This is a genomic window from Idiomarina seosinensis (assembly GCF_003987275.1).
GTDB classification, from domain to species: Bacteria; Pseudomonadota; Gammaproteobacteria; order Enterobacterales; family Alteromonadaceae; genus Idiomarina; species Idiomarina seosinensis.
This window is the reverse complement of sequence record NZ_PIQF01000002.1, coordinates 555,040-567,407: the sequence shown is the minus strand read 5'-3', so window position 1 is coordinate 567,407 and position 12,368 is coordinate 555,040. Positions and strand designations below refer to the sequence as shown.

General features: G+C 45.4%; 14 protein-coding genes. 2 read left to right on the top strand and 12 right to left on the bottom strand.

Annotated features, from left to right (window positions below; translation table 11 throughout):
• Positions 1-108: 108 nt before the first annotated feature.
• Positions 109-831, bottom strand: coding sequence for a Clp protease/crotonase-like domain-containing protein (locus CWI81_RS09050; protein ID WP_126784971.1), 723 nt, complete (start codon positions 829-831; stop codon positions 109-111).
• Between the two features lie 55 nt (positions 832-886).
• On the opposite strand from CWI81_RS09050, the gene CWI81_RS09045 reads away from it, so the two are divergent.
• Together CWI81_RS09045 and CWI81_RS09040 are read left to right on the top strand one after the other, a co-directional pair.
• Positions 887-1,258: a hypothetical protein gene (locus CWI81_RS09045; RefSeq protein WP_126784970.1), complete on the top strand. Its 372-nt coding sequence runs from the start codon at positions 887-889 to the stop codon at positions 1,256-1,258.
• 234 nt (positions 1,259-1,492) lie between these two features.
• On the top strand, positions 1,493-1,981 hold the full coding sequence (locus CWI81_RS09040) for a hypothetical protein (protein WP_126784969.1): 489 nt from the start codon (positions 1,493-1,495) through the stop codon (positions 1,979-1,981).
• Between the two features lie 82 nt (positions 1,982-2,063).
• Here CWI81_RS09040 and glmS read toward each other — a convergent pair whose 3' ends face one another.
• The 11 genes from glmS to CWI81_RS08985 form a co-directional block, all read right to left on the bottom strand.
• Entirely contained in the window at positions 2,064-3,896 is a 1,833-nt protein-coding gene (gene glmS, locus CWI81_RS09035) for a glutamine--fructose-6-phosphate transaminase (isomerizing) (RefSeq protein ID WP_126784968.1), read from the bottom strand.
• 3 nt (positions 3,897-3,899) lie between these two features.
• Positions 3,900-5,267 carry a bifunctional UDP-N-acetylglucosamine diphosphorylase/glucosamine-1-phosphate N-acetyltransferase GlmU gene (gene glmU / locus CWI81_RS09030; protein WP_126784967.1) on the bottom strand — a complete coding sequence of 456 codons (1,368 nt, stop codon included), beginning with the start codon at positions 5,265-5,267 and terminating at the stop codon, positions 3,900-3,902.
• Positions 5,268-5,374: 107 nt separating this feature from the next.
• A complete protein-coding gene (locus CWI81_RS09025; RefSeq protein WP_126784966.1) occupies positions 5,375-5,791 on the bottom strand; it encodes a F0F1 ATP synthase subunit epsilon in 417 nt (138 codons plus the stop codon).
• 17 nt (positions 5,792-5,808) lie between these two features.
• Positions 5,809-7,194 (bottom strand): F0F1 ATP synthase subunit beta, encoded by a 1,386-nt coding sequence (atpD, locus tag CWI81_RS09020; RefSeq protein WP_126784965.1) that lies wholly within the window; start codon positions 7,192-7,194, stop codon positions 5,809-5,811.
• Between the two features lie 42 nt (positions 7,195-7,236).
• Complete coding sequence (gene atpG / locus CWI81_RS09015) at positions 7,237-8,100, bottom strand: F0F1 ATP synthase subunit gamma (protein WP_126784964.1); 864 nt, start codon at positions 8,098-8,100, stop codon at positions 7,237-7,239.
• Positions 8,101-8,154: 54 nt separating this feature from the next.
• Complete coding sequence (gene atpA, locus CWI81_RS09010) at positions 8,155-9,696, bottom strand: F0F1 ATP synthase subunit alpha (protein WP_126784963.1); 1,542 nt, start codon at positions 9,694-9,696, stop codon at positions 8,155-8,157.
• A 14-nt stretch (positions 9,697-9,710) separates the two neighbouring features.
• Positions 9,711-10,244 carry a F0F1 ATP synthase subunit delta gene (gene atpH, locus CWI81_RS09005; protein ID WP_126784962.1) on the bottom strand — a complete coding sequence of 178 codons (534 nt, stop codon included), beginning with the start codon at positions 10,242-10,244 and terminating at the stop codon, positions 9,711-9,713.
• 17 nt (positions 10,245-10,261) lie between these two features.
• The gene (atpF, locus tag CWI81_RS09000) at positions 10,262-10,732 is read right to left on the bottom strand and encodes a F0F1 ATP synthase subunit B (RefSeq protein WP_126784961.1); all 471 of its coding nucleotides are present in this window, start codon (positions 10,730-10,732) and stop codon (positions 10,262-10,264) included.
• 37 nt (positions 10,733-10,769) lie between these two features.
• On the bottom strand, positions 10,770-11,024 hold the full coding sequence (gene atpE, locus CWI81_RS08995; protein ID WP_126784960.1) for a F0F1 ATP synthase subunit C: 255 nt from the start codon (positions 11,022-11,024) through the stop codon (positions 10,770-10,772).
• Positions 11,025-11,074: 50 nt separating this feature from the next.
• The gene (atpB, locus tag CWI81_RS08990; RefSeq protein WP_126784959.1) at positions 11,075-11,872 is read right to left on the bottom strand and encodes a F0F1 ATP synthase subunit A; all 798 of its coding nucleotides are present in this window, start codon (positions 11,870-11,872) and stop codon (positions 11,075-11,077) included.
• Positions 11,873-11,884: 12 nt separating this feature from the next.
• Positions 11,885-12,211 carry an ATP synthase subunit I gene (locus CWI81_RS08985; protein WP_241970406.1) on the bottom strand — a complete coding sequence of 109 codons (327 nt, stop codon included), beginning with the start codon at positions 12,209-12,211 and terminating at the stop codon, positions 11,885-11,887.
• Between the last annotated feature and the right edge of the window lie 157 nt (positions 12,212-12,368).

Below are 12,368 nucleotides of genomic sequence, written 5' to 3'. Positions count from 1 at the left end.
TAATAATCTTTGATACCACAATCTGTGCTGTTAATACACATGTTGGTTCGGGTAAATCAGTTATTAAAACGATGGCCCTGTCGGGTAAGAAGTCTAAACAGAAGTGGTTCACTCGAAGTCCCAGCTTGTATTGCTACAATAATGGGCTTCGATTATTTTTTTGTTCATGTATTCCTCTTTTCGTTTCCAACCATCCGTTGGCAATACCATATTATTTAACCCAAAACGTCTCAAATCTTCAAACGGGTAGTTAAACCCAGCTATTTCGGATAAACCAAGCCAGTTTAAACTTTTATCCCAAATACTTACGTCGTCAAAACCACAGACAGTAGGCATCGGAGATATTCCGGTTAATGTGAAAAATTCATTCTCGGCCTTTCTCCAACGAACGGCAAAAGGCTCTCGATTAATCACAGCTTTGCTCACATCAGGTTGATAAGAACTGCCATGCCAGAGCAAAACCGAATTACTCGATAAGTAAACTTTTTTAGCTGCTGGCAATACATAATTGGCGCACGATGATGCACAGATTCCATCGATATGCACCTCTATGTCGTTTTGCCAAACCCATTTGCCCAAAGCGATGCCATCCTCAACAGAGCCTCCGGGTGAGCTTATATGCAATGTCTTAAATATGTTTTGTTCAAAGATATCAAACAATCGGCTATTGTTATCACTTGAGATCCTACCAACATAGCTTGCGTCACCATCTTCGAGCCAGACGGGTCTATCGACCTTACTTCTATCTATCTGGGCGTCACTCGATAGTTGTGAAGAACACGACGTCATAATGAGCATAAAAATAGAGCATGCAAATGTTTTAAACGACAATTATTTTTCCTATAAGTATGAAAAAAGACTTATTTAATGTTAACCGGATTACGTGATGAATAAAGATATTTTTTTAAAAATAGGGCAGGTTTTGGGTCCAGTAATCGGAATTCTTATAGCCCTAGTTTCGCTGAATTTTTTTAGAGCATCATTGGCTGGTAATGATGAAGCTATAGGATTTGGGATGTTATTGCCTCTGTATTTAGTACAGGTCGTCCCGCTTTTTTTGATTTATACATTTACAACAGCTGTAACAACTTTTGTTTTGTATAAACAAAAACATAACCAAGATATGTTTGCATCTGAAGGTGCTTGGAATCTCCTCTACAAAGTAAATTTCGCTGTTACTCTCATTGGGCTGGCTCTCTTCGGAGTTCCTTTCTTGCTATCTATTTTTACGTTTCTAACGTTTCTAACGTTTCAATAAATAGCAAACTGGCGGTCGATCAGAACTATAAAGCTCGGGAGGTAGCCGAGGCTATGAACGTCGGTGTATCGACCATGGATAAATGGGTTCTCCAGCTCAGAAAATGCCAGATAAAGCAAAGCTTAAGTCGACGGGGTAACTGCTGGGATAATGCGCCAATGGAGCGCTTTTTTGGGCAGTCTTTCAAGGAAAGGGGGAAATATTCCCCCTTAAAATCAATTAAGGTACACCTGCATGTTAAATAGAAAAAGCATCCTACTTTTCTACGCTTTACCTTTTATTGCCAGTTTATTTTCTTATTTTTTTCAGTTCAGTTTTATAAACGAAGTCACTGGAAATCACGGGGTAGGGCTGATAGTAACAGTAATCATATCATTGTATTTTATCATCCTAACCCTACTCGCTTTTGGTTTAAAAGAAGCAGTCGTCCCATTATTGTCTTTAGCTATACTGGCTCTGATGTTTTTACCTGTTAGACAAAACATTTCTGTTGTCAGCACGTTAAAATCGGACTCCGAAATTTACTGGATAGAGCGTTCATACTTCACGAGCTTTTTGAGTGTTCACAAAGCCAACAATGAGATCATTATGAAACCAGAAAGGGTCCGCCTGATAGAAAATGCTGTTTACGATGCACAGCTGGAAGCTATAGAAGGAGAGGTTTATTTGCTCTATAAGGAAAGCAAGGATGATCCTTCCGTTTCAGAGAAAGTCTCCAAATAAATAACAGGTAGGAATTCTTGAGGTATTAAAATTTAAGAACTTTAATGTACACCGACAAAAAAAGGGCCCGCAGGCCCTTTTTTTATTCTACCGTAACGGATTTTGCTAAGTTACGGGGTTGGTCGACATCGGTACCTTTAATTATTGCTACGTAATAGGACAATAATTGTAGTGGGACGGTGTAGACAATTGGCGCGATAATTTCGTCACAATGACAAACGTTCAGTACGTTTAAAGTGTCGTCGCTCTTAAAGCGCGCATTTTTGTCGGCGAACACATACATGAGACCGCCTCGGGCCCGAACTTCTTCCACGTTCGATTTCAGTTTTTCCAGCAATTCGTTGTTGGGTGCAACCACGATAACTGGCATTTCTTCGTCAATCAGCGCCAACGGGCCATGCTTTAACTCACCAGCGGCGTAGGCTTCGGCATGGATATAAGAAATCTCTTTTAACTTCAGCGCGCCTTCCATAGCAATCGGATATTGGTTACCACGCCCTAAAAACAAACTGTGCTCTTTATTCGCAAAGTCGGGAGCCAGCGCTTCGATCTCTTCTGCTAATGCGACAGCCTCTTCCATTTTTGCCGGTAACGCCTGCAGCGATTTAACAATGGCGCTCTGTTGCTGTTCTGACATGCCACGGTATTTACCCAAGGCCACCGTTAGCATTAATAGGCCCGTTAACTGAGTCGTAAACGCTTTGGTCGAAGCGACTCCAATTTCAGCACCAGCACGTGTCATAAACGCCAGATCAGACTCTCTCACCATAGACGAGGTCGCGACATTACAAATCGTCAAACTACCTTTGTAACCCAGTTCTTTTGATAAACGCAGGGCCGCAAGCGTGTCAGCGGTTTCACCACTTTGCGAGATGGTGACCAACAAGCTGTTTGGGTGAACATAGGACTTCCGGTAGCGGAATTCTGATGCAATCTCGATGCTGCAGGAAACGTTAGCTAATGACTCGAGCCAATAACGCGCGACCATACCCGCGTGGTAACTGGTGCCACAGGCGATAATCTGAACATGCTCTACGGTCTTAAATAACTCACTGGCTCCTTTACCAAACGCATCATCAAGAACAGTGGTGTCGGATAAACGGTTTTCCAGAGTACTGCGCACGGCGATTGGCTGCTCGTGGATTTCTTTCAGCATAAAGTGACGGTATTCGCCTTTACCACCGGCATCATAATTTCCGTCGGACTCTACGACATTGCGCTCTACCCGCTGGTCATTGCTATCAAATATCTGCACAGAGGTGCGATTAACATCAGCAACATCGCCTTCTTCCAGATAAATAAACTGGCGGGTTACCGGCAATAATGCAAGTTGATCCGAGGCAACAAAATTCTCACCAATGCCCAGACCGATGACTAATGGGCTGCCAGAACGGGCGACCACTAAGCGCTCTGGATCTTTGGTATCCATTACGACAGTTCCGTAGGCACCTTCAAGCTGGCGAACTGCGGCTTTAACAGCGGCTAATAGGTCTTCGTGGGTTTTACTCTCATGATGAATTAGGTGAGCAATAACTTCGGTATCGGTTTGGCTCTTAAACTCATAGCCGAGCGCCTGCAATTGCTCTCTAAGCGACTCATGATTTTCGATAATCCCGTTGTGAACGACAGCTATTTCACTTTCCGACAGGTGCGGGTGTGCGTTAGCTTCGGTCACGCCACCGTGAGTTGCCCAACGCGTATGCGCAATACCAATAGTGCCGTCTAATGGGTTGGCATTAATCGCATCGGCTAACTCCTGAACTTTACCGGTACGTCGGGTACTTTGCAGTTTTTTTGCATTATCAATGATAGCAACGCCCGCCGAGTCATATCCTCGGTACTCAAGCCGTTTTAGGCCTTCGAGTAAAATACCACTAACGCGACGCTCCGACGTCGCTCCTACGATACCGCACATAAATTAACTTCCTTTTTTCTGAGGGCGTTGCCAGCCACTAATATTGCGTTGTTTTCCGCGTGCTACTGCCAATTCCTGATCAGCAACTTCGCGGGTTATTACCGAACCAGCACCGATTGTTGCTTTGTCGCCAATTTTTACCGGTGCGACCAGTGAGCTATTTGATCCAATAAAAGCGCCATTACCGATTTCTGTCACTGCTTTATTAACACCATCATAATTGCAGGTAATAGTGCCAGCACCAATATTGGCATATTCTCCAACCCGAGTGTCACCAAGATAGGTTAGGTGACTTGCTTTTGAGCCCTTGCCTAAACGACTTTTCTTCATTTCTACAAAGTTGCCAACTTGTGCTTCGTCAGCCAGTTCGGCACCAGGCCGAAGCCGCGCAAATGGTCCCACCTTGCAGTTGGCGGCCAATTTAGCACCTTCTATGTGACTGTTAGCTCGGATAACGGTTCCATCGCCGATTACCGAATCTTTAATCACACAGTTGGGTTCGATAACGACCCCGTTACCTAAGATAACGTTACCATCAAACACGGCATTGATATCTATCACCACGTCCTGGCCGACCGATAACTGACCCCGACAATCGAATCTTGCCGGATCCATTAGTGTTGCACCGTCGGTCATTACTTGCTCGGCAATACGCCACTGATAGGCCCGCTCCAGTGCTGCAAGTTGCTGGCGGTTATTTGCGCCTTCAACTTCAGTCGTTTGTTCCGGCTGAGAGGAGGCTATTTCAACACCCTGCTCGGCGGCCATAGCTACAATATCGGTTAAGTAATATTCTTGCTGCGCGTTGTCATTACTTAAATCATTTAGCCAAACCTTCATGCGCGACGCCGAAGCCACCATTATACCGGTGTTAACCTCATCAATTCGTAGCTGGTCTAAACTTGCGTCTTTTTGCTCGACAATTCCCTGTATTAGCTCGTCATTATCTCGAATAATGCGGCCGTAGCCAGTCGGATTAGTCAGGTACATAGTCAATAGACCCAGGTCGGTGTCCTGACTGGCAGTCAGCAAACGATGTACGGTTTGACTCGTTAATAAAGGCACATCCCCATAAAGTACGAGAACTTTTTCATCATCCTGCAAAAGCGGTAAAACCTGCTGCACTGCGTGGCCGGTTCCTAGCTGCTCCGCCTGTTCTACCCAGTTGAGATCATCACCGGTTATCCGCTCTTTTAAGGCTTCCCCTCCATGACCGTACACTAGGTCTATGGCAGTCGGATTAAGTTGCCGGGCACAATCAATGACATGCTCAACCATCGGCTTGTTTGCGACAGTATGCAGCACTTTAGGCAAATTAGAACGCATCCGTGTTCCTTTGCCGGCGGCTAAAATAACCACTCGTAGCTTCATGGGGCTATGTCCTTATTTTTTCGTTCGACTCTGTAGTTCACGATAATACAGATAAAAAAGGCCCTGTTGTAGGGACAACAAGGCCTTTTAATCACTTTTACGCAGGCTTATTTTTTAAGCTTACGAATTACTTCCAGCTGAGCCAGTGCTCTAGAAAGTTCTGCAATAGCTTCTGCATAGGTTACGTCAGAGCTCTGGTCAGCAATAGCTTCTTCTGCACGCTTACGTGCTTGTTCAGCTTGCTGTTCATCCAGATCATCGCCGCGAACCGCCACATCAGCTAACACAATAACCTGACCTGGCTGAACTTCTAATACACCACCAGCAACGTACATGAACTCTTCTTCACCCGCTTCGCTGACAAACCGAACCATACCTGGTTTGATTTTAGTCAGCAAAGGCGCGTGACCGGGGTAAATCCCAAGTTCACCTTCGCTACCAGACACTTGAACCGTTTGTACTGCGCCTGAAAACAATTTGTCTTCTGCGCTAACGACGTTCAAGTCTAATGTTTCTGTGGCCATTCAAACCTCCCGGTCGGTTACAGGTTTTTGGCTTTTTCTACCGCTTCTTCGATGGTACCAACCATGTAGAAGGCCTGCTCCGGCATATCGTCGTAGTCGCCATCCAGAATGCCTTTAAAGCCAGCAATAGTATCTTTTAAAGATACATATTTACCTGGAGCACCCGTGAATACTTCGGCTACGAAGAAAGGCTGCGACAAGAAACGCTGAATTTTACGAGCACGAGATACTGACAGTTTGTCTTCTTCAGACAATTCGTCCATACCCAGGATCGCAATGATGTCTTTCAACTCTTTATAGCGTTGCAGTACTTCCTGAACGCCCATAGCCGTATCATAATGCTCATCACCGATAACCTGAGGGTCCAACTGACGTGACGTTGAATCCAGCGGGTCAACCGCAGGGTAGATACCCAATGACGCAATGTCACGGTTAAGTACAACAGTCGCATCCAAGTGCGCAAAGGTTGTTGCCGGAGATGGGTCAGTCAAGTCATCCGCGGGTACGTAAACAGCCTGTACAGACGTGATTGAACCTGTCTTAGTAGAGGTGATACGTTCCTGTAGAACACCCATTTCTTCCGCTAGGGTAGGCTGATAACCTACTGCTGAAGGCATACGGCCTAATAGTGCTGATACCTCAGTACCGGCCAGGGTGTAACGGTAGATGTTATCAACGAAGAAAAGTACATCGCGACCTTCGTCACGGAATTTCTCAGCGATAGTCAAACCAGTCAACGCAACACGCAAACGGTTACCCGGTGGTTCGTTCATCTGACCATAAACCAGCGATACTTTATCCAGAACGTTTGAATCGTTCATCTCGTGATAGAAGTCATTACCTTCACGAGTACGCTCACCAACACCAGCGAATACTGAGTAGCCGCTGTGCTCGATAGCGATGTTACGGATAAGCTCCATCATGTTAACGGTTTTACCAACACCAGCACCACCGAACAGACCAACTTTACCACCTTTAGCAAACGGGCAAATCAAGTCGATAACTTTGATACCTGTTTCTAACAGTTCGTTAGTGTTTGATTGTTCTTCGTAGCTTGGTGCTGCACGGTGAATAGACATTTTCTCGTCTTCACCGATCGGACCCGCTTCATCGATTGGGTTACCTAATACATCCATAATACGGCCCAGTGTCTTTTTGCCCACTGGTACCATGATTGGTTCACCGGAGTTTTCCGCGGTGATACCACGACGCAGACCGTCAGTTGTACCCATTGCGATGGCACGTACGATTCCGCCGCCCAGCTGCTGCTGAACTTCAAGAACCAAACCTTCTAAGCCACCTTCGGTCACTTTCAGTGCGTCGTATACTTTTGGTACAGCGTCTTGTGGAAATTCTAAATCCACAACGGCGCCGATAATTTGTACGACCTTACCTTGACTCATGACGTTTCCTCTAACTCTTCAATTCTGTTAACCGTTGCCGCGTTATACCGCTTCGGCGCCGGACACGATTTCCGAAATTTCTTGCGTAATTGCTGCCTGACGCGCCTTGTTATACTGCAACTGCAGTTGGTCAATAATGTCCTCGGCGTTATCTGTTGCAGCTTTCATTGCAATCATCCGAGCGGCTTGCTCGCTAGCAAAGTTATCCACTACGCCCTGGTACACTTCCATTTCTACGAAGCGACGAATTAGCGTATCTAGAATACTTTCAGGATTCGGCTCGTACAGATAGTCCCAGCTACCTGTCTGGACGTTCTCGTCCGATCCTGTTTGCGGCAATGGCAACAATTGATGAATGGTCGGCTCTTGGGTCATCGTATTCACAAATTTGTTGAATACAACGTACAAGCGATCGATTTTGCCTTCTTCGAAAGCATCCAGCATAACCTGGATTGAACCAGTAATTTCTTTCAGTTCTGGCTTATCGCCCATCCCTGATACTTGCGCTTTTAATTGACCAAAGCGCTTGAAGAAACCGGTTGCTTTGCTGCCTATCGCGGCAAAATCTGCTTCTACATCTTGCTCTTTCCATTCGTTAGCGTGCTTAACGACTTTTTTGAACTCATTACCGTTCAAGCCGCCACACAAACCACGGTCGGTAGAAACAATGATGTAACCAACGCGCTTAACCTGACGTTCTTCCATAAATGGATGACGATACTCAAGGTTGCCGCGCGCTACATGACCAATCACCTTACGAATGGTGTCCGCATAGGGGCGACTCGCCTCCATACGTTCCTGCGCCTTCTTCATCTTCGACGCAGCGACCATTTCCATAGCACTGGTGATCTTCTGAGTATTACCGATACTCGAGATCTGAGTTTTTATCTCTTTACCGCTGGCCATGACGATTCTCCTGTTAACTCAACGACAAATGGCCGCAACTGCGGCCACGTGCGATTACCATGATTGCGTTTGCTTGAATTTCTCAAGCGCGGCTTTCAATTGCGCATCGATGTCGTCGTTATAGTTGCCAGTTTTATCAATCTCAGCCATTAGCTCGGCGTATTCGCTCGACATGAAAGATTGCAGTGATTCTTCAAAATCCATGATTTTGTCGATTTCAACGTCTTTCAAGAAGCCTTTTTCAACGGCGTAAATTGATACAGCCATCTGAGACACACTCATAGGCTTGTACTGTTTCTGTTTCATCAGTTCGGTAACACGCTGACCGTGTTCCAACTGTGAACGAGTCGATTCATCAAGGTCAGATGCGAACTGGGCGAACGCTGCCAATTCACGATACTGAGCAAGAGCAAGACGGATACCGCCACCCAATTTCTTGATGATTTTGGTTTGTGCTGAACCACCAACACGAGAAACCGAAACACCCGCGTTAACCGCAGGACGAATACCTGAGTTAAACAAGTCAGTTTCAAGGAAGATCTGACCATCGGTGATTGAGATAACGTTAGTCGGTACGAATGCCGATACGTCACCTGCCTGAGTTTCAATGATAGGCAAAGCAGTTAAAGAACCAGTCTGACCTTTTACTTTACCATCAGTGAACTTCTCTACGTAGTCCGCGTTAACACGCGCTGCACGCTCAAGTAGACGAGAGTGAAGGTAGAAAACGTCACCAGGGAATGCTTCACGACCCGGAGGACGACGCAACAACAGTGAAATTTGACGATAGGCAACAGCCTGCTTAGACAAGTCATCATAGACGATCAACGAGTCTTCACCACGGTCACGGAAGTATTCACCCATAGTACAGCCAGAGTATGCTGCCAAATATTGTAACGCTGCTGATTCTGAAGCAGAAGCAGCGACAACAATGGTGTTTTCCAATGCGCCGTGCTCTTCCAACTTGCGCACTACCGCAGAGATGGTTGAGTTTTTCTGACCAATTGCCACGTAAACACATTTAATGCCAGAATCTTTCTGGTTAATAATAGCATCCACGGCTAAAGCTGTTTTACCGGTTTGACGGTCACCGATGATAAGCTCACGCTGGCCACGACCCACTGGAATCATCGAGTCAATTGATTTGTAGCCAGTTTGTACAGGCTGATCAACTGATTGACGTTCGATAACACCGGGGGCGATTTTTTCGACAGGCTCATAGCCGTCTGCTTCGATTGGACCTTTACCATCAATAGGCTGACCCAATGTGTTAACAACACGACCTAGAAGCTTTTCACCAACCGGTACCTCAAGGATACGGCCGGTCGATTTTACTTTGGTTCCTTCCTGCAAATCTGCATAAGGACCCATAACAACCGCACCAACTGAATCACGTTCAAGGTTCAGTGCGATAGCGTAACGATTACCAGGCAGCTCAACCATTTCACCTTGCAGACAGTCTGCAAGTCCGTGAATGCGAATGATACCGTCTTGCACAGACATGATGGTACCTTCGTTACGAGCTTCGCTGGTGACTTCGAACTTCTCAATTCGCTGTTTGATCAGTTCTGCGATTTCATTTGAATTCAATTGCATGCTCAAGTCCCCAATTAGGATTGCAGTGCGTAAGCAAGTCTATCCAACTTGCCGCGCAAGGTGCCATCTATCACGGTGTCACCTGCTTCAATAACCAGTCCACCGAGAATGGACTTATCGACACTGCAGTTCAGCTTAATTTTGCGTTGCAGACGCTTTTCCAATGCTTTACTCAATGCTGTTTGCTGTGCTTTTAGCAGTTTAACTGCGGATTTCACATCAACAACAACTTCTTTTTCGTAGTCAGCACGGAATGTCCGATAAAGCTCACTAACTGCTGATAAAGCGGGTAAACGTTGGTTTTCCGCCAACACCTTAATAAAGTTTTCTGCGCTGTCGTCTAGCTCGTCGCCACAGACACCAATAAAAACTTCAGATGTTTTTTCAACAGTCGAGGAGCTGCTCAAAAACGATGCCATGGTCTCGTCTTTTGCCACCACAGCGGCAAATTCGAGCATATCGGCCCACTTATCGAGCGCTCCCTGTTCTAAAGCAAAATCAAAAGCTGCTTTTGCGTAAGGGCGAGCGACCGTAGTCAGTTCTGACATAAGCTCTAACCCCTTAATTAAAGTTCAGCGACCAGTTTTTCAACGATGTCGCTATGAGCGTCTTTATCAACTTCGCGCTCAATGATTTTTTGCGCACCAGTTACGGCAAGTACCGCAACTTGTTTACGCAGTTCTTCACGAGCACGGTTGCGCTCAGCAGTAACTTCTTCATGACCAGACGCAACGATTTTTTCACGTTCCTCGTGGCCGCGTTGAGTTTCTTCCTCAACAATTTTGGCACCACGTTTTTTCGCCTGTTCAATGATTTCAGCAGACTGCTGTTTAGCTTCTTTGAGCTGCTCAGCAATTTCTTGCTGGGCTTTCTCTAAGTCTTTTTGAGCGCGCTCGCCCGCATTTAACCCGTCAGCAATTTTCTTCTGACGTTCTTCGATGGCATTGATGATCGGTGGCCACACAAATTTCATGCAGAACCACACGAACACGATGAACGCGATCGTTTGTCCAATTATAGTTGCGTTTAAATCCACAACGGACCTCCTTTATCTGGTGACCGTCGAATCGCGCTTAGCCTAACTGAGTTAAGAACGGGTTTGCGAAAGTGAACAGCAATGCAACTGCAACACCGATCATTGCGATAGCATCGATAAGACCTGCAACGATAAACATTTTAACTTGCAGCTGAGGTGCTAGTTCAGGTTGACGAGCCGCAGCTTCCAGGAATTTACCACCCAGAATACCAAAGCCTAGTGCTGTACCTAGTGCAGCCAGACCGATCATGATTGATACAGCGATAGCAGTAAAAGCAACTACAGTTTCCATTGATTTCTCCAGTTTTTCAGTAGATTAAAGTTAAAAAATAAAACTAAAACTTAGTGTTCAGATGAAGCCATGCTCAGATAAACAATGGTCAACATCATGAATATAAATGCTTGCAACGTAATGACCAGGATATGGAATACCGCCCAGGCAAAGTGCGCTGGTAGCTGCCAAAATCCAATCATTGCAATTAGAATAAAGATCAATTCACCGGCATACAGGTTACCGAACAAACGCAGTGCCAATGACGCTGGTTTTGCTAGTAATGTAATACTTTCCAATACAAAGTTGACCGGCATTAACGCCCAATGATTAAAAGGAGTTAATGTCATTTCTTTAGCAAACCCTTTAACACCTTTGTACTTAATTGAATAAATAATGATCAGCGCGAATACGCTCAAACTCAATGCAAAGGTTGTGTTCAAATCGGTGGTTGGTACCACTTTCATATAAACATCATGTGGGTCGTCAACAAAGCCTAACCAATAACCACCATACATAGCAGCAGTTGGCAGCCAGTCAACAGGGATCAAATCCATCAAGTTCATCAGAAATATCCAGACGAAGATGGTTAAGGCTAAAGGTGCTATCAATTTATCTTTGCCGTGAAAGGATTCTTTGACGCTGTTATCGACAAATTCGACAATCATTTCGACAAAGCACTGCCATTTACCAGGTACCCCAGCCGAGGATTTTTTAGCTACTTTGCGGAAGCTCCACAAAAAAAGCACACCCAGTAACACGGACCAGAAGATAGTATCGACGTTTACCGCCCAGAATCCTTCGCCCACAGTCCAGTTCTGAAGGTGGTGTTGGATATACTGAGTCGGAGTTTGCTCTCCACTTATCATGTTGTTTCCCAGTTACGTTGATTTTAAAAATAAAATTGGCGCAATCCACTGTGCTAAAACCGCAGCAACGAAGCCAGTTAGTAACCACATTGGATTTAAATCTGTTGTTAGGAAAAGAGCACTAATTAAAACTGCAGTGAGTAATAATTTAACGCCTTCTCCAACAAAAAAACTTTTTACGACCTTCTGGTTTGCTCTAGCGCCTGCGTGCAGAAACGCAATAACGGCAAACAAGGTATTGGGAACAACAGCAGCCAGTCCGCCAACAAAACACGCGATGGCTGCTTTTCCACTTAAGCTCAATGCTACTATTAAAGTTAGCAGAGCAACGATAACCAACTGACCTGAAATTGTTTTTAGAGCTAGCTGTCTACCTGCTCTGGTCATTGACTGAGACACTGACATTACCCTCGGTCGTTGGCCTACCATCTGACTCGCTATTTAGCAGTCAGTATGAAACTCGCGCTAGTATAAAGATCTGCCGATTAATTGCAAA